19 protein-coding genes are annotated in these 16,671 nt (G+C 59.8%); 10 read left to right on the plus strand and 9 right to left on the minus strand.

Annotated features, from left to right (window positions below; all coding sequences use genetic code 11):
* Positions 1 to 508: 508 nt before the first annotated feature.
* Together K369_RS04185 and K369_RS04190 are read right to left on the minus strand one after the other, a co-directional pair.
* Positions 509 to 1,204, minus strand: coding sequence for a hypothetical protein (locus tag K369_RS04185; RefSeq protein WP_051948997.1), 696 nt, complete (start codon positions 1,202 to 1,204; stop codon positions 509 to 511).
* A complete protein-coding gene (locus K369_RS04190; RefSeq protein WP_036288256.1) occupies positions 1,201 to 1,749 on the minus strand; it encodes a recombinase family protein in 549 nt (182 codons plus the stop codon). The genes K369_RS04185 and K369_RS04190 overlap by 4 nt, the downstream gene beginning before the upstream one ends.
* A 256-nt stretch (positions 1,750 to 2,005) precedes the next feature.
* Between K369_RS04190 and K369_RS26040 the strand changes: the two genes are divergently transcribed.
* From K369_RS26040 to K369_RS04205, 4 genes are all read left to right on the plus strand, one after another.
* A complete protein-coding gene (locus K369_RS26040; RefSeq protein WP_156967685.1) occupies positions 2,006 to 2,578 on the plus strand; it encodes a hypothetical protein in 573 nt (190 codons plus the stop codon).
* A gap of 105 nt (positions 2,579 to 2,683) precedes the next feature.
* Positions 2,684 to 2,884 (plus strand): hypothetical protein, encoded by a 201-nt coding sequence (locus K369_RS26045; RefSeq protein WP_156967686.1) that lies wholly within the window; start codon positions 2,684 to 2,686, stop codon positions 2,882 to 2,884.
* A gap of 123 nt (positions 2,885 to 3,007) precedes the next feature.
* On the plus strand, positions 3,008 to 4,879 hold the full coding sequence (locus K369_RS04200) for an RHS repeat-associated core domain-containing protein (RefSeq protein ID WP_036288262.1): 1,872 nt from the start codon (positions 3,008 to 3,010) through the stop codon (positions 4,877 to 4,879).
* A complete protein-coding gene (locus K369_RS04205; protein ID WP_198033015.1) occupies positions 4,876 to 5,148 on the plus strand; it encodes a hypothetical protein in 273 nt (90 codons plus the stop codon). Before K369_RS04200 ends, K369_RS04205 begins: the two co-directional genes overlap by 4 nt.
* Positions 5,149 to 5,266: 118 nt before the next feature.
* On the opposite strand, the gene K369_RS04210 is transcribed toward K369_RS04205, so the two are convergent.
* Both K369_RS04210 and traA read right to left on the minus strand, forming a co-directional pair.
* The gene (locus K369_RS04210; protein WP_036288266.1) at positions 5,267 to 5,956 is read right to left on the minus strand and encodes a hypothetical protein; all 690 of its coding nucleotides are present in this window, start codon (positions 5,954 to 5,956) and stop codon (positions 5,267 to 5,269) included.
* Between the two features lie 37 nt (positions 5,957 to 5,993).
* On the minus strand, positions 5,994 to 8,705 hold the full coding sequence (traA, locus tag K369_RS04215; RefSeq protein ID WP_084570468.1) for a Ti-type conjugative transfer relaxase TraA: 2,712 nt from the start codon (positions 8,703 to 8,705) through the stop codon (positions 5,994 to 5,996).
* 284 nt (positions 8,706 to 8,989) lie between these two features.
* Between traA and K369_RS04220 the strand changes: the two genes are divergently transcribed.
* From K369_RS04220 to K369_RS04230, 3 genes are all read left to right on the plus strand, one after another.
* The gene (locus K369_RS04220; protein WP_036288288.1) at positions 8,990 to 9,310 is read left to right on the plus strand and encodes a hypothetical protein; all 321 of its coding nucleotides are present in this window, start codon (positions 8,990 to 8,992) and stop codon (positions 9,308 to 9,310) included.
* A gap of 91 nt (positions 9,311 to 9,401) precedes the next feature.
* Positions 9,402 to 9,668 carry a hypothetical protein gene (locus K369_RS04225; protein WP_036288269.1) on the plus strand — a complete coding sequence of 89 codons (267 nt, stop codon included), beginning with the start codon at positions 9,402 to 9,404 and terminating at the stop codon, positions 9,666 to 9,668.
* Positions 9,669 to 9,741: 73 nt separating this feature from the next.
* Positions 9,742 to 9,945 carry a hypothetical protein gene (locus K369_RS04230; protein ID WP_036288272.1) on the plus strand — a complete coding sequence of 68 codons (204 nt, stop codon included), beginning with the start codon at positions 9,742 to 9,744 and terminating at the stop codon, positions 9,943 to 9,945.
* Positions 9,946 to 10,573: 628 nt separating this feature from the next.
* Here K369_RS04230 and K369_RS26050 read toward each other — a convergent pair.
* The 3 genes from K369_RS26050 to K369_RS24435 form a co-directional block, all read right to left on the minus strand.
* Positions 10,574 to 10,849 (minus strand): hypothetical protein, encoded by a 276-nt coding sequence (locus K369_RS26050; protein ID WP_156967687.1) that lies wholly within the window; start codon positions 10,847 to 10,849, stop codon positions 10,574 to 10,576.
* Entirely contained in the window at positions 10,842 to 11,498 is a 657-nt protein-coding gene (locus tag K369_RS04240; RefSeq protein ID WP_036288291.1) for a ParA family protein, read from the minus strand. Before K369_RS04240 ends, K369_RS26050 begins: the two co-directional genes overlap by 8 nt.
* 518 nt (positions 11,499 to 12,016) lie before the next feature.
* The gene (locus K369_RS24435; RefSeq protein ID WP_156967688.1) at positions 12,017 to 12,694 is read right to left on the minus strand and encodes a helix-turn-helix domain-containing protein; all 678 of its coding nucleotides are present in this window, start codon (positions 12,692 to 12,694) and stop codon (positions 12,017 to 12,019) included.
* A 347-nt stretch (positions 12,695 to 13,041) separates the two neighbouring features.
* On the opposite strand from K369_RS24435, the gene K369_RS04250 reads away from it, so the two are divergent.
* Both K369_RS04250 and K369_RS04255 read left to right on the plus strand, forming a co-directional pair.
* Positions 13,042 to 13,374 (plus strand): type II toxin-antitoxin system RelE/ParE family toxin, encoded by a 333-nt coding sequence (locus K369_RS04250; RefSeq protein WP_036288277.1) that lies wholly within the window; start codon positions 13,042 to 13,044, stop codon positions 13,372 to 13,374.
* 12 nt (positions 13,375 to 13,386) lie between these two features.
* The gene (locus K369_RS04255) at positions 13,387 to 13,707 is read left to right on the plus strand and encodes a hypothetical protein (protein WP_036288279.1); all 321 of its coding nucleotides are present in this window, start codon (positions 13,387 to 13,389) and stop codon (positions 13,705 to 13,707) included.
* Positions 13,708 to 13,769: 62 nt separating this feature from the next.
* Here the strand turns inward: K369_RS04255 and K369_RS24440 are convergent, their stop codons facing one another.
* Both K369_RS24440 and K369_RS04265 read right to left on the minus strand, forming a co-directional pair.
* Positions 13,770 to 15,059 carry a hypothetical protein gene (locus K369_RS24440; RefSeq protein WP_051949006.1) on the minus strand — a complete coding sequence of 430 codons (1,290 nt, stop codon included), beginning with the start codon at positions 15,057 to 15,059 and terminating at the stop codon, positions 13,770 to 13,772.
* Positions 15,056 to 15,604 (minus strand): recombinase family protein, encoded by a 549-nt coding sequence (locus tag K369_RS04265; RefSeq protein WP_036288256.1) that lies wholly within the window; start codon positions 15,602 to 15,604, stop codon positions 15,056 to 15,058. Before K369_RS04265 ends, K369_RS24440 begins: the two co-directional genes overlap by 4 nt.
* Before the next feature lie 256 nt (positions 15,605 to 15,860).
* Here K369_RS04265 and K369_RS26055 point away from each other — a divergent pair, with 256 nt between their 5' ends.
* Positions 15,861 to 16,409: a hypothetical protein gene (locus K369_RS26055; protein ID WP_156967689.1), complete on the plus strand. Its 549-nt coding sequence runs from the start codon at positions 15,861 to 15,863 to the stop codon at positions 16,407 to 16,409.
* Positions 16,410 to 16,671 lie beyond the last annotated feature (262 nt).

Raw genomic sequence — 16,671 nt, forward strand, 5'->3', positions numbered from 1 at the left:
TAAAGCTCATCGAAAAACTCGCGCAGGATTTCGCGCTGTGCCGCGTGATCCGTCTTTGTCAGCTCATAACGTCGAACCAAAGAATCGTCGCGGATCGGCCCGTAATAACTCCCATTGGGGACGCGGTGCGCGCTAGCATGTGAACCCCTTTCGTCCCAACAATCCCAAGCTCGACGACGAAGGCGGCCGAAGCTGCATCCCTGTAGATGCAACTCTGACAAAAGTTTTCTAGCGTGCGCGTGCAAAGCTTCTCGACGCCTATGCCCGCGAAGGCAGTTGCAGCCTCATTAGGGCGGCCAGCGGCCCTACCGTTTGCAAAAAAAACCTGCGAGCTGATGCCCAAAGCTCTCCTGATGGGAAAGTCTGACAAATGTTTTTGGTCGTCGTGTTTCCAGAAGGATCGATGTAGCCCAACCGAAATCGTTCGACGACGTGATGCCAGTGAACGCATCAGACATTGGGCGAAGCAATCTCTTATGATGAACAGTGTCCTTTATCACAGACCGCCCTATTTTTGGCTGGCCTTCGCTCGTCCTTGGGAAGAGGCGCACATAGACCGCCTTATCGCCCTCGAATTTATATTCTTGCTCTCCGGACTGCCGAACGATGCAATCGTCGCATTGCGCGGAAAAAAGAAAGCCGGTGATGTCGTCGCTGCGGCTTCTGGAAATGGCGTGCGGTCGGCCGCGCCGACGCCTTGGGCGATCATACCGCGTATGATTGTCTCCAATTCCTCAGTGAGCGCCTTCCTCGCAGCGCGGCGCTCTGCATTCTTCGCCGTGGCTGGCAGATCGTATCTCACCGGAAAGCGAAGATGCCCCATGTCGAAAGGGAGTTCCGTTGCCGCGCCATAAGCGGTGTTCATGATCGGAAGCATGACCGAAAACGACCTAGCCTTTAGAGCATAGCCGTATTCGAGCATCACATTAGGATTTGGGATGAGCTTGCCTGCTTCCGTCGACGCAACAAAGGTCAGATCGGGGACAAAAGCATCGCAAACGGCAATCTTCTTCAGGATCGTGTCGGTGACGGGGCAATGCCCATGCACACCTTCGGTGTCGGCATCGATGCGTACCCGCACGCCTACATTTGGATCGGCGGAAATGTTCTTCGCCGCGAGATTCAGTGCAAATCGGATGAGGTAGCGATTGAACCTTTCTGGTCGATCGCTTTGCCAAGCATAGAAAACAACAAAATCTTTCACGTCAGCCTCGAAATCGTTGCCTGACTCACATTGAATCGCCGCGCGAGGTCGGCCTGCGTCGCGGTGCCGTTCGCCAACGCCTCGCGGGCTTCTTCACGCTGATGGCGCGTGAGGGCAGGGGGACGCCCCATGTGAACGCCCCGCGCCTTGGCACGCTCACGGCCTTCGCTCGTGCGGGCGCGGATGAGGTCGCGCTCGAACTCGGCAAGCCCGCCAAGGACGGTGAGCATAAGCCGCCCGTGCGCCGTCGTCGTGTCCGCCCATGCATCGGCCAAGGATCGAAAGCCCGCTCCGGCCTTCGCAACGGCGTCGAGCGTGTTGAGAAGATCGCGCGTCGAGCGCGCCAGCCGATCAAGGCGCGTCACAATCAGAGTGTCGCCTGCGCCGAGGGATTTAATCGCGCGCGCCAATTCGCGCCGGTCGGTCTTTGCGCCGCTGGCCGTCTCGCGGAAAACCGTTTCAGCGCCGGCGACGCGCAACGCCTTCACTTGCGCGTCAACGCTCTGGCCGTCCGTTGAAACTCGTGCATAGCCGAAAATCGTCATGCCGGAAGCGTAGCGAAGCGGCCTTCTTTTGCAAGTAACTTTTGCATACCGCAAGCGCCTGATTTTCAAGGGGTGGCGACCTTATACAAAAGTCTTGATTTTCGCATCACAAGCGGAGCCGTAGCCCGTGCGGACGCTGTCTGGTTTGTGCTAAAAATGCGGGTCAGCCTGCTATTTTTGTCTTTTTGATTGACAGCAAGACTCCGATCGTTTAGTTAGACCAAACGCGCCTAAAATATATCCATCGGAGCTAACAATGCCTGATATGAATATTTATATCCCCATGTCGCGCAAGCTGTACGACAACGTCATCCGCTTCTCGGATGGAAAGCTCGATCCTGCGGCAATTGCAGAAGATCTACTCATCAACTGGATCGGAAGCGAACTAGAATTTGGCGACGGAGCAAAATATTTTTGTAGCCATATCGAAGACGTTATTAATGAATATGCGCCACACCTACGGAATAAGATAATTCATAATGATGATAAAATCGAAAAAAAAGCTCATGAAGACAGAAAGCCACTAGTTTGGAAGAATGTTTCTATTTTATCAGGCTCAGATGTTCGTATGGCTTATGGCGGCACTCATCATTATGCAAAAATTCTGGGCGGATTTATCGTAGATAGCAATGGAAAGCAATATTCGCCGTCAGAATGGGCAGCACATGTAGCAGGAGGAACCTCCCGGAACGCGTGGCGTGACCTGTGGTTTAGGGAGCCGTTGTCTAAGACATGGATTCCAGCTCAACTATTAAGAGATCAGGCAGCAAATGAACTTGCAGGCGGATCATACGGGAAATCAATAGCTTCCATCGACGATCTTGATTGATGTAACCGCCGAATATGAAGTCTCCAAGCCCGCCATTCCGACGGGCTTGCGCGAGAATAGCTCGCGTCACATGGCAGATTATGAATAAAATAACAGGAGAGCATCATGAAAAAAGTGACGGTATATAATGTTCGAAAATACGATATTGTAAGCGATGAAATAAAACGTTCTCGGCGCATGGCGACGCGTGAGGGAGCGCTTATTATGTGCGCTCAAATAATTGAGGGTAGCGCCATAGAAATTGACGAGTCTGAACTTGAAAGCGGGGAGCAATGGACGCGACTGGATTTTAGAAAAAGCAGTTGATTCGCATAACCGGCCAACCGCAATCTCATCAGCGCGACCGATCCCGTCGGCGTCGTCACCGTCCGAACCTACGACCCGGACAACCGACCGCTCACAGTCTCCCGCGGGGCGTCGTCCGCGCTCGTGCTTCAGCTCGCCAACAACTACACCAACACCGGGCAGATCGCGACGGCGACGGACGCCAATGGCGATCCGCTAGGGCGCGTCACGCAATTCGCCTATGACGCGCTCGGCCGCAAGCTGAGCGTCGTCAACGCCGCCATCCAGGCCGCGCCGCTCGCCGCCTGGACCTACACACCCGATGGCGTCGTAGCCAGCTTCACCGACGCCAACGGCCATGCGACCGCCTATACGCCGGACGGCTTCGATCGGGTGCGCGTGACCGCCTATGCGGACAGCACATCCACCACGGCTGGCTACGACAATGACGACAATCTGCTGAGTTTCGTGACGCGCAAGGGCGACACGCTCGCCTATACGTACGACACGCTCAACCGGCGGATCACCAAATCCGGCCCTGGCCTGCCGACCGTGACCTACGCATACGATCTCACTGACCGTCTGATCGCGGCGAACGACAACAGCGCGGCGATCACAACCCCTCAAGCGACGCCGAGCTATGTCGCGAGCTGGGCCTATGACGCCGCCGATCGATCCACCGGCTTCGTTTATGGCCCGAGCGTCACGCAGACGACGCCGGCGGCCGCGAGCGTCGTCTTCGGACATGTCTATGACGCTGCCAACCGGCGCATCACGCAGAGCGTCAGCGACAATGGCTGGGTCGCCTATCCAACAGCCGCATCGCAGACGGCCTATGTCTCCAATGCGGTCAATCAATATACGACCGTCGGCGCGGCGACGCCGAGCTATGACGGCAACGGCAATCTGACCTTCGACGGCGCAGTCGCATATGGCTATGACGCCGAAAGCCGGCTGACGAGCGCTTCCGCCACCAGCTTTACCGCGAGCTACGCTTATGACGCGCGCGGCGTGCGGAAATCGAAAAGCGTCAACGGCTTCGCTACCGTCACCGTGACTGACGAGAGCGGGCGGCCGCTGCTGGACTACGACGGATCGAGCGGAGCGGTCCGCCAATGGATGGCGCAGGCGGGCGGCGCGGCAGGCGCGGTCGCGCTTCTCGATCCCGCTGGCGCGCGACGGACGCTGATCCCGGACATTCAGGGCTCGGTGATCGCGAGCCTGGACGCGGGCTCTGGCGCGTTGACGCGGCAGGGCTATGCGCCATATGGGCAGACAGCGGGCTCGTTCCCGTTCGGCTACACGGGACTGCGGACCGACGCCGAGACGGGGCTGACCAACAATCACGCCCGGCTCTATCACCCGGTCTTAGGCCGTTTCGTCCAGAACGATCCGATCGGCTACGCGGGCGGCTACAATCTCTACGCCTATGTCGGCAACGATCCGCTGAACTTCACCGATCCAGACGGGCTGGTGAAGGACCATCCTGCCGCGGCGGCGGGGATAGCGGCGGCCACGATCGGAACGGCTGTCTGCGTGCTTCTCGAACCCTGCGGGGCTATCGAAGGAGGCTTAGCGCTCGCCGGCGGCGGCGCCGTCGCTACCGGAGCGACTGTATCGACGACCACGGTGGTGGCGGGCGCGGGAATTATCGGCGGCACGGGAATTGCCGTCGCCGATCTGACGGTATTTAATTCGAGCAATGCTCAGGGAGGGTCGCCGGACCCCGGTCAGCCAGCATCTGCTCCGTTTGGGAGAAGCGGTAATCCGATAAACGTGGTGCCGGGCACTAACGCGCCGGCAAGCATCAACGGAATTGACTACACAGGTCACGCTCTCGATCAGATGCAAGGAAGAGGACTTACACCATCTGTTGTTGGTAATACTATTGGACAGGGCACAGCTTATCCAACAGGCACCGGAACAACTGGATACTACGACGCCGTCAATAACGTCAGGGTGATTATTAACTCTGTAACAGGCAAGGTTATAACCGTTATTCCTGGAGCGCCATGAATATGATCACCCACCAAGAATTATTTGAAGCTGTCAGAAAAATCTTGTACGAGATTTGGGACCCAATAGGTATAGTTGGAACGCCGGGTGCCCACGACGAATATGACATGTACGCCCCAAAAATCGTTGAAATTATCCTGAATAGCGGATCAAAAGATGAGATATTCAATTATCTGGAGTGGGCGGTAAGTGAGCGCATGGAACTTCCCGTCGATAAAAATAAGACAATGTCTGTAGCAGAAAAGCTATTCGCATTTGAGTCCGCTTAGAAGTTTATCAAATGCTGGCCCAAGCCGCCTGGTCCAACTTCAGGCTGATAGCTTGAGGTTCATGTCTTAAAATAAACTCAAGAACTTGCTGAGCTTCCCTCGGTCTGCACGTTCCATTTCAGTAGCCTTTGAGAATGGCGAACGGCGCCTGCTCGGCTCCCCATGGTTTCAACCCTGGCTCGATGGCGACGCAAATCCGTACGCGGCCTTTGTGCTCCCCACAGCTCCCGAATTCGATCTTCAATCCCTGGTCCCGCATTTTTTGCGCGGTCGCCTTCATGCCGTCGATCTCGCCTTGCCGATCGGCCTTTTCCAGCGCCAGATTCGCCAGATCCGCCCGTTGCCAGGACAAGGACGCCCAGAGGCCGAACCCGATCAGCGCCAGGGCGGCGACCGCGCCGGCCACGATGACGACGAACGCGCGATCGGAAAATTTCGCCGCCTGCTTGTCGAGAATGATTGCAGCGCGGCGCGCGTCCTCGATCTGTTGCGTGAAGCCGTTCACCAGCGGCGCGAACGCGATCCCCGCGGCCTTGCCGACATCGGCGCCCGCCTTGGAAAGGCTCTCCCGCACCTGCTCGCGCACGGCCTCGGCGCCGGCCTGTTCGGCCCGCACCCCGATCTGCTCCGCCTCGGCGCGGAGCTGTTTCAGGACCTGATCCGCGTGAAGGATCAGCCGTGCGATGGCCTCGGCGTGCCGCGCCTGCTGGGCCAGCCCCTTGTCGAGAGCGGCCTGCGCTTGTTCGGCGTGCACGAGCAGGCCGCCGATCTCCTCCATGATTTTGCCGTCGCCGGACTCGTTCGCCATGTCTCAAATCTCCTCGACCAAAAGCCACTCTCGAAAATCACCACCCTGGCCCGCGAAACCGCTGCCGCGCCGACTGTTCGCGATCGACCTCTTCCTGCCGTTGTTGTTCCTGCTGCCGCTCTGCTTCGGCGCGCTGGCGCTCGGCCTCCTCGGCTCGCCGCGCCTCCGCCTGCTGGAAGGCCTCGCGGGCCTTCACCGCGCCTTGCGATTTGTAGAAGGCGAGCTTCGCTTCTTGAATGAGCGCCTGTCGACGCGCCGCGGCCGCGGCGGCCTCATCCTCAGGGTGCGCGGCCGCCGGCGTCTTCGGCGCCCTCTCCCCATCGTGCTCCCGCGCCTGGCTGTCGCGGCGCGCCCCGTACCGGCCGCCCTCTCTCGCCGCCGCCGCACGATCCCCATCAGCCGCCGGCGCCCGCCCCTGGGCGTCGCGCGAAACCTCGATGTCGCTGCGCACCCCGAATTCCGCCGCGATCCCGCGCCGCTCGGCGTAGTCGAGCGTCGTCTCCTTCGCCCCGGAGCGCGACAGCCGCGTCGACAGCTCGCGCAGATCCGCGAACTGATCGTGCCCGGCATAGAGCCGCGCCTCCTCGCGATGCCGCGTCATCGCGACATAGGAGAGATGCCGGTCCATCCCCTCCGACGCCAGCACATAGGCCCGGTCGACTGTCGCCCCCTGGGATTTGTGGATCGTCGTCGCATAGCCGTGATCGATCGCCGCATATTCGGCCAACACGACGGCCACCTCCCGCCCCCGGCCCGGCCCTTCGGCGCCGTCGAGCCGCGCAGATAGCCGCCCCTCCGAAACCTCCGACACGACGCCGAGCATCCCGTTCTTCACGCCGAGGTCTCGATTGTTCTCCAGAAAGATGACGCGGTCCCCGGCCACGAACGCCCGCTCGCCGTCATTGGTCATGAACCGCCGCTCGCCGGCGTCCTCGCCCCGCGCCAGCTCACCCCCCGCCTGGCGCGCCTCGCGGATCGCGGCGTTCAGCTCGCGAACGTCGGCGCGCCGATGCGCCAGCACCAGGCGGCTGCCGTCCGGACGCTCCCGCATGTCGCGCCCGACGTCCCTCACGATCGCCTCGATCGCCTCGTCCCGCGTCTCTGAGAACCGCACCGCGCCGCGATCGGCATAGGCGGCGAGCCCATCCTGCGTCCGATGCCGCGCGAATTCCTGCGACGCCTGCCGCTGCCATCCCTCTGCCTGCCGGCGCACCTGAGCGAGCTCCGCGAAACCGACGCGCTCGGCGACGGCCCGGAACGCCGCCCCGGCCTGGATCGGCTGCAATTGCTCCGGATCGCCGACGAGCACGATCTTGGCGCCCGCCTTCTCGGCCGCGTCGATGAAGGAGGCCAATTGCCGCGACGAGACCATGCCCGCCTCGTCGATGACGAAGACATCGCCCTTTCCGAGTTCTCCCCGCCCGGCGCTCCATCCGGCTTCCCAGGACGCGAGCGTCCGCGAGGCGATCCCCGACGATTGCTCGAGGCCCTCGGCCGCCTTGCCCGACAGCGCCGCCCCATGAACCGAATAGCCCGCGCGCTCCCACGCATCTCGCGCGGCGGACAGCATCGTCGACTTGCCCGCCCCGGCGAGGCCGACCACGACGGAAATCCCCTCCCCGCCTGCGAGGCAGCGAACCGCCTCCCGTTGCTCCTCGGACAGGAACGGCCGCACGGCCAGAGCCGCCTCGACATGGCGCTCCGCGACGTCATGCTCCCGCGTCTCGCTCAACCGCGCGGCCGACAGAACCATGCCGCGCTCGATCTCCACCATCTCGCGCGTCGAATAGCGCGCGGCCTCGATGATGCGCCCATCCGGCCCTCGCCGCTCGCCTTGCAGCTCGACCAACGCCGGACTCGCCATCACACTGGCGAACGCCGCTTGAAAAGCCTCCACCCCGTCGATCGCACGATGCAGCGCCCGCGCGACATCGCGCCGACCGAACACGCTCTTTTCGCCGGTGATGATCGAAAGAACCTGCTCCGGCTTCTCGCGGATCAATTCGGCGTTGTGGCGCGCCGTCTCGCTGCCCACCCGCGTTCGCGCTACCCCCTGGCCGCTCCGCTCCATCTGTGTCGCGTGAACGCCCATATGCTCGCTCGGCTCGATCTCCAGCCCCCGCTCCATATGCGAGCGATGATCGATGCGAATCTCCAACCCGGCGCGCGCCAGATGCTCATTGGCCATCTCCTCCCAGCTCTGGCGGATGTCTCGAAGCTGAGCCTGCGAGCTGGGCAGGTCGCGTGCGATCAGCCATTTGTTCTCCCGCTCGATCGCCGTCTTGTCGCTCAAGCCGTCGGCCGTCACCGCCCGCGTCGTCATCATCAGATGCGCATGATGGTTGCGGATGTCGCTCGCCTTCTGCGGCGAATGGATCGCGAAATCGACGGCCGTCCCATAACGATCGGCCAATCCGCGCGCGAATTCCCGGCAAAGCTCCTCGCGCTGAGCGGCGGTCAATTCATGCGGCAGCGCGATCTCGAATTCCCGCGCCACGCGGGCGTCGACGCGCTTCTCGGCCGCCTCGGCGGCGTTCCACAAGGCCGAACGATCGAGCGCCCATTCCGCGCCGGAGCAAAGAGGAATGACGATCTCGCTATGCTCGACGCCATCGCGCCGCGTGAAGTCATGCGTGAGGCCGTCGCGTTCGTTGGTGAGGCATTCGCCGGAACGATAGGCCGACGCCGCCACGGCGCTGCGGCCGGACGCTCGGCCGATCGGCTTCATCGAAAGGTGATAGATCGCCAATGGGATAGGCTCGAAGTCATAGGCCGAAACTTATGCAAGCATATCTGCGCCAGAGTTGCGAAGCAACTCGTAAGTGCGCCCTTAAACAATCTTTCGCTCCACTCAGATCGTTCAAGGTGTCAACATTGTGGCCAGATATCAGAGAGCATGGTGAGGTCAGCGTGTGACATCGAAGCAATCGAAGTGGATCACGCCAGTATCGCGATTATGAAAGCACTTGGCGGCGATTTTTTGCTCGGTTATGATTCGAGCATCCCGAATTGATCGTCTCGAAGGAATTTCCCATGGCGCGCAAGACCATCGCCGAACGCATCGCTCAGCTCGACGCCAAGAAAAGGGCCCTACAAGCCCGCCAAGGAAAGCAGGAGCGCACCGAGGATACGCGGCGCAAGGTTCTGCTCGGCGCTCTCGTGCTGCATCGGCTGGAGAACGCCGCCGATCAGGAATTCTCGAAGCGCCTCGGCGACTGGCTCCGCCGCGAGTTGCCGGGGTTCATCACGCGCGATTCCGACAAGGCGCTGTTCGCCAATCTGCTCGGGCAATCGGAGGAGAGAGTCGCGGCGCCGCCGTTGCAAGAGACGGAATCTGCCGATGCGTCTGCTTAGGCTCATTTGTCGACGATCGGGACTGCGCTGAGCGCAGCAACGGCCGGCAGATGGCGTTCGAAGCCACAATTCCATTCGCGAGAGGTCGATCATGCTGACCAACATCGCCACGGCGAGCAAGCGCATATCTGACTCTCGCTATACGACAGTCTTCATGGGCGCCATGTTCGTCTTGTCGCTTGCGGGAACCGTCTATGTGATGGCCGATAAAGCGCTCGAGGAGCGACCGATTTGCGATCGAGCCTTCAAAGATTTCATGGCGGCCGAAAACCTCGTCGACCTCGAACGCGCCAAATTCATCCTCGACAAGCTGGACTGCTCCATAGCGCGCCGACTGGAACGCCGGACGGGCGAGTAAGCCGCGCTGAGGCAGGTCTCCAGTTGCGTCGCCGGGCGCGCAGAACATCACATCGACGCCAGAGGATGGTCCCATGAGCCACCCCGATTTTTATAATGGCCTTCTGGACTGGCCGCTGTACGGTCCAAAGGACGGTGAAATCGCCGATCTCGTTCTCGAGCTCGCGGACAAAGGGCTTCGCCTGGCCGAAATCGAATGCCGGATTAAGCAGAATCTTCGCGCCTGGCTCGACGAAATCGAGGCTGCAGGGACAACAGCTCCCCTTCCGAGGCCATAGAGCGAAGACCCGTCCCGAGGGCGCTGCTCGATTTGAGCGAGCGCTTCTCTGTCGGTAAGGCTGCCTTCGACATTGTTCATGCGCTTTTGCGTGCCAGCGGCCGTTGGCATGATCGCCGCGCGCGAGCGCGGCCGGTCTCACCTAGGCAGGGCTTGCCGAACGCAATCTTTCGTCTCGAAATACGAGCGCGGCGAACGTCGCTCGATGTGGTCGAGTTTGCTGAATTCGTAAAAGCGATGGATTTCGACCCGAGCGCCGTTATGGAGCGCCCTGCGGGCGCGCTTGTTCCCCTTCTCCCTACACCTTCAGCCTATCACGCGGCGCGGCTATTGCGTTCAAGGCCGCTGCGCGCCGCCTTCGGCGGTTGCCGCAAGCGGCAAGCCTTGATCGCGCCGCTTTGCGTGATCGTCCGAGGCTATCGGGACGAAGGGCGTTTTTTGTTCGCTCCCCCTTCCGGGGGAATCGAACAAAGGGCATGCCGGGAGGCTCCTGCCGCTGCGCGTGGTGCGTTATTCGGGGGACGGCACGGGTTGGTGCCGCAACCGCCATGCCCCGCTCCACGGGCAAAAAATCGGGCGTAGCGGCGGTTTCGCTTCGAGGCCAAAAGCCGCCGTTGCGCGATGGGGTGTCATTTTTTCATGCTGGCATGAAAGCATGTAAGCATGAAGTCGCTGATAGTCTGGTCGGCGTCGAGGGCCGCTCGTTTGATCGCCTTGGCGTCGGCGGCGCTGATACGAATTTGCAACGGCACCTGCGGCGCTTTCTTCGCCTTGGGCGGCTTCGCCGCCTTCGGCGGGGGCGGTGCCGTCTCGGTTATCACAGGCGGCGGCACCGGCTGGGCCGCGCGTGGCGGCTGAACGGGGGCCGAGAGGGTATCTTCCGAAAGAATGAGCGCCTTAGCCATGTTTCTTCAACGCCTCCGATTCCTGCATGTTTTCATGCAAGCATGATTTTATGTTTCTCCACAAACCCGCGATCTCTTGCGCGGCTGCGCCCTTCGGTTCGGCCTCGGTGCTAGTCTGGCCCTTGGCATAAGGCGACTTGTAGCCGGTGCGGTCGGCAATGAGGGTTTCGGCGACCTGCCCGTGCTTGGAGAGAATAGCGGCGGCCTGCGCGGTAATCAGGGTGTTCGGCTTTACGCGGGTCAGCACGAAAACGAAGGGGACGCCGCAGGCTTTGAGGTTCTGAACCGTCACGGGAGCGGCGGTAAGATCGTCCTCGCTCGGCTGAACCGGGAAAATCACAAGGTCGGCTAGCTTGAACAATTCCGACGCGATATCGAGCCGCCCGGATGCCGTGTCGATGATGCAATAGGCCGCGCCATGTGTGCGGATGAGTTCAAGCCCCTTCTCCATTCCATTAAAAGGCAAATCGACACGGGCAGGCGTTTCCGCTTCGCGCTTGGAGTGCCAAGCCGTCAACGTGCCTTGCGGGTCGGTGTCGATCACAAACACCGGGCCGTCGCCGCTGCGCTCGGCCTCCACCGCCAGATGCTTGCAAAGCATCGTCTTGCCGCTGCCGCCCTTCTGAGAATTGATTACGATTATTTGCATGCTGACATGCTCCCATGATTCCATGCTCTCATGCAAGAAAGTTCTGCATGTTATTATGCTCTCATGATTCCATGGATACATGCAAAGCATTTAACAGGATATTATGATGGCATGCTTGCATGCAAACATGCCATCATTCGCCCGCTCCCGTTTCTTGCCGGCGCAAACGCCCTGAACGGCCTTTCAAAAAGCCCACACGCCCGTTTTTGAGCGCCGACCTCGCCGCCTCCCTTCATCGCCGAGCCTCTTGCCGCCGCGAAGCGGCGGCCTCGCACACATAAAGTCGCGCGGCGGCGTGAGCCGCGCGTCCTTGTCAGTCTTGCCAGAGGTGGGGGAGGGCGCGCGCCGTCGCGCCCGTGGGGGAGGAGATGGGCAAATCATCTTCTCCCCCCTTGCGAAGGATGTTGCGCCGAAGGCGCTCCGCTTTCTGAATGGTTGGTCTGGGTGATTGTCTGGGTAATTTAGAACCTTGGGAGAGGATTCATTGTCAGGTTGGCAACCCGGTAAAACAGCGGGTTTCAACCCTTCGGCGCGATATGGCTTCCGAGCCGCGCCAGCGCCGCCGCGAGGGCGTCGTGCGGGTCGAGAGCCAACGTCCGAAGCCGCGCCGCGTGGCTCGTGTCCGCCTGCGCGGCGTCGAGGCACGACGGCAGGGGCGGGCAAGCGCCCCATGCGTCGGGATGCGGGGGAGGGGCCTGCGGCTCCGCCGCGTAGCCCCGCCACTGCGAGGCGGGCAAGATCGCGTAGGCGTTCGACTGCTGCCGCAGCACGAAGCGCCCCTCTATCCAGTCCTCGGCGCAGCGGCGTAGCCAGTTCACGACGCCTGCGGCTTTCAGCTTCGCCAAGCCGCGCGCCACGCTGCGCGGGCTGATATTGGCCGCGCGGGCGATGCTCTCCTGCGACGGAAACAGCGCGCCGGTCGCGTAGTTCAGGAAATCGAAGATCAGCGCATGCAGCACGGCAAGGCCGTTGCGGCCGAGCGCGCCGTCCTGCCGCCCCGGCGTCCGCGTCGTGCGCTCGAAGCGGCGGGCCTCGTGATAGAGCCGCGCAGCCTTCTTGCGGGGCAGGGGGGCGAATTTCACGTCGCCGCGGCTGCTGTCCCGCCACACGGGCCAGGTCGCGCGGGCGGTGCCGGTAAGGCCCGCCACGAGCTCGCCAAGGGGCAGGGGGGTAAATGATAGCTGGAATGCGGACATGGCTCCTCCTTCGGGTTGGGGAACCCGCCGCGAAGGGGCCAAAAACCGGCGCAAAGACGTACGTTAGCGGGAATGATGATTCCAGCTTGACTTACGCTCTGATTTTGGGGAGAGTCGGTGTTGCTTAGACACCCGATTTTCCCCGGTTCGCCGGGACACCGGCCCGCCTTCATGGCGGGTTTTGTGTTTCTAGGGTCTGCTTCTCCAAGCAAATTGCAGGATTGCCGCGCGCACGAATCAGGCGCGCAACGCCTCAGCCTGCCGAAAATCCCTTGATTCGGCTAGAGTCCTTGGGAAAGGCGGGATTTTGCGCTTGAATAATAGTAACACATGCGTTACCTTATTCCATGCTTGAACTGCGTTACTACCTGCGCCTCGACGGCAAAAGCCCTTTCGAAGAATGGTTCGCGGGTCTGGATTCAGCGGCGGCGGCGAAAATCGCTGTCGCTCTGGCGCGGCTCGAACAAGGAAACCTCTCGAACGCCAAGGGCGTCGGGGAGGGCGTACTCGAATACAAAATCAACTGGGGTGCCGGTTACCGCGTTTATTTCGGGCGCGACGGCGACGTGCTGGTGATCTTGCTGACGGGCGGCACAAAGAAGCGCCAGCAAAAGGACATTGAAGCGGCGAAGACGAGTTGGACGGATTACAAGCGGCGTAAGCAGCCGCGCATAAACTGACGGAGGCTGAAAATGGCGCTGACAAAAAGCTTCAAGGAACTGGTGCAACGCCGCGTCGCGGACGACCCGGTTTTCGCGGAGAACCTTCTCCGCGAAGGTATCGACACGATGCTGAGCGGCGACATGGAAACCGGCAAGTCCATCCTGCGCGACTACATCAATGCAACCGTCGGTTTCGAAAAGCTCGCGGCGGCGACCGATACGCCGACCAAGAGCCTCATGCGGATGTTCGGCCCAAGCGGCAACCCGCAGGCGCGGAATCTGTTCGGCGTGATCGGCTATCTGCAAAAGCAGGCGGGCGTCGAATTCCATGTCACGCCGTCGCCACGCTGACGGCGTGAGCATTGCAAAACCTCTACCTTTTGCAAGACATCAATGAGATTGCCCGACTCCGGCTATGTGCATCGCGGAATATCGTTTGCCTGCACATGTGCGTCGGTCAAAACCTCTGACCGTGAAACCTCGGCAAGATCATAAAGCTCATCGAAAAACTCGCGCAGGATTTCGCGCTGTGCCGCGTGATCCGTCTTTGTCAGCTCATAACGTCGAACCAAAGAATCGTCGCGGATCGGCCCGTAATAACTCCCATTGGGGGACGCGGGGTGCGGCGCTAGCATGTGAACCCCTTTCGTCCCAACAATCCCAAGCTCGACGACGAAGGGCGGCCGAAGCTGCATCCCTGTAGATGCAACTCTGACAAAGTTTTCTAGCGTGCGCGTGCAAAGCTTCTCGACGCCTATGCCCGCGAAGGCAGTTGCAGCCTCATTAGGGCGGCCAGCGGCCCTACCGTTTGCAAAAAAAACCTGCGAGCTGATGCCCCAAAGCTCTCCTGATGGGAAAGTCTGACAAATGTTTTTGGTCGTCGTGTTTCCAGAAGGATCGATGTAGGCCCAACCGAAATCGTTCGACGACGTGATGCCAGTGAACGCATCAGACATTGGGCGAAGCAATCTCTTATGATGAACAGTGTCCTTTATCACAGACCGCCCTATTTTTGGCTGGCCTTCGCTCGTCCTTGGGAAGAGGCGCACATAGACCGCCTTATCGCCCTCGAATTTATATTCTTGCTCTCCGGGACTGCCGAACGATGCAATCGTCGCATTGCGCGGAAAAAAGAAAGCCGGTGATGTCGTCGCTGCGGCTTCTGGAAATGGCGTGCGGTCGGCCGCGCCGACGCCTTGGGCGATCATACCGCGTATGATTGTCTCCAATTCCTCAGTGAGCGCCTTCCTCGCAGCGCGGCGCTCTGCATTCTTCGCCGTGGCTGGCAGATCGTATCTCACCGGAAAGCGAAGATGCCCCATGTCGAAAGGGAGTTCCGTTGCCGCGCCATAAGCGGTGTTCATGATCGGAAGCATGACCGAAAACGACCTAGCCTTTAGAGCATAGCCGTATTCGAGCATCACATTAGGATTTGGGATGAGCTTGCCTGCTTCCGTCGACGCAACAAAGGTCAGATCGGGGACAAAAGCATCGCAAACGGCAATCTTCTTCAGGATCGTGTCGGTGACGGGGCAATGCCCATGCACACCTTCGGTGTCGGCATCGATGCGTACCCGCACGCCTACATTTGGATCGGCGGAAATGTTCTTCGCCGCGAGATTCAGTGCAAATCGGATGAGGTAGCGATTGAACCTTTCTGGTCGATCGCTTTGCCAAGCATAGAAAACAACAAAATCTTTCACGTCAGCCTCGAAATCGTTGCCTGACTCACATTGAATCGCCGCGCGAGGTCGGCCTGCGTCGCGGTGCCGTTCGCCAACGCCTCGCGGGCTTCTTCACGCTGATGGCGCGTGAGGGCAGGGGGACGCCCCATGTGAACGCCCCGCGCCTTGGCACGCTCACGGCCTTCGCTCGTGCGGGCGCGGATGAGGTCGCGCTCGAACTCGGCAAGCCCGCCAAGGACGGTGAGCATAAGCCGCCCGTGCGCCGTCGTCGTGTCCGCCCATGCATCGGCCAAGGATCGAAAGCCCGCTCCGGCCTTCGCAACGGCGTCGAGCGTGTTGAGAAGATCGCGCGTCGAGCGCGCCAGCCGATCAAGGCGCGTCACAATCAGAGTGTCGCCTGCGCCGAGGGATTTAATCGCGCGCGCCAATTCGCGCCGGTCGGTCTTTGCGCCGCTGGCCGTCTCGCGGAAAACCGTTTCAGCGCCGGCGACGCGCAACGCCTTCACTTGCGCGTCAACGCTCTGGCCGTCCGTTGAAACTCGTGCATAGCCGAAAATCGTCATGCCGGAAGCGTAGCGAAGCGGCCTTCTTTTGCAAGTAACTTTTGCATACCGCAAGCGCCTGATTTTCAAGGGGTGGCGACCTTATACAAAAGTCTTGATTTTCGCATCACAAGCGGAGCCGTAGCCCGTGCGGACGCTGTCTGGTTTGTGCTAAAAATGCGGGTCAGCCTGCTATTTTTGTCTTTTTGATTGACAGCAAGACTCCGATCGTTTAGTTAGACCAAACGCGCCTAAAATATATCCATCGGAGCTAACAATGCCTGATATGAATATTTATATCCCCATGTCGCGCAAGCTGTACGACAACGTCATCCGCTTCTCGGATGGAAAGCTCGATCCTGCGGCAATTGCAGAAGATCTACTCATCAACTGGATCGGAAGCGAACTAGAATTTGGCGACGGAGCAAAATATTTTTGTAGCCATATCGAAGACGTTATTAATGAATATGCGCCACACCTACGGAATAAGATAATTCATAATGATGATAAAATCGAAAAAAAAGCTCATGAAGACAGAAAGCCACTAGTTTGGAAGAATGTTTCTATTTTATCAGGCTCAGATGTTCGTATGGCTTATGGCGGCACTCATCATTATGCAAAAATTCTGGGCGGATTTATCGTAGATAGCAATGGAAAGCAATATTCGCCGTCAGAATGGGCAGCACATGTAGCAGGAGGAACCTCCCGGAACGCGTGGCGTGACCTGTGGTTTAGGGAGCCGTTGTCTAAGACATGGATTCCAGCTCAACTATTAAGAGATCAGGCAGCAAATGAACTTGCAGGCGGATCATACGGGAATCAATAGCTTCCATCGACGATCTTGATTGATGTAACCGCCGAATATGAAGTCTCCAAGCCCGCCATTCCGACGGCTTGCGCGAGAATAGCTCGCGTCACATGGCAGATTATGAATAAAATAACAGGAGAGCATCATGAAAAAAGTGACGGTATATAATGTTCGAAAATACGATATTGTAAGCGATGAAATAAAACGTTCTCGGCGCATGGCGACGCGTGAGGGAGCGCTTATTATGTGCGCTCAAATAATTGAGGGTAGCGCCATAGAA

It is taken from the genome of Methylosinus sp. PW1 (assembly GCF_000745215.1).
GTDB lineage: Bacteria > Pseudomonadota > Alphaproteobacteria > Rhizobiales > Beijerinckiaceae > Methylosinus.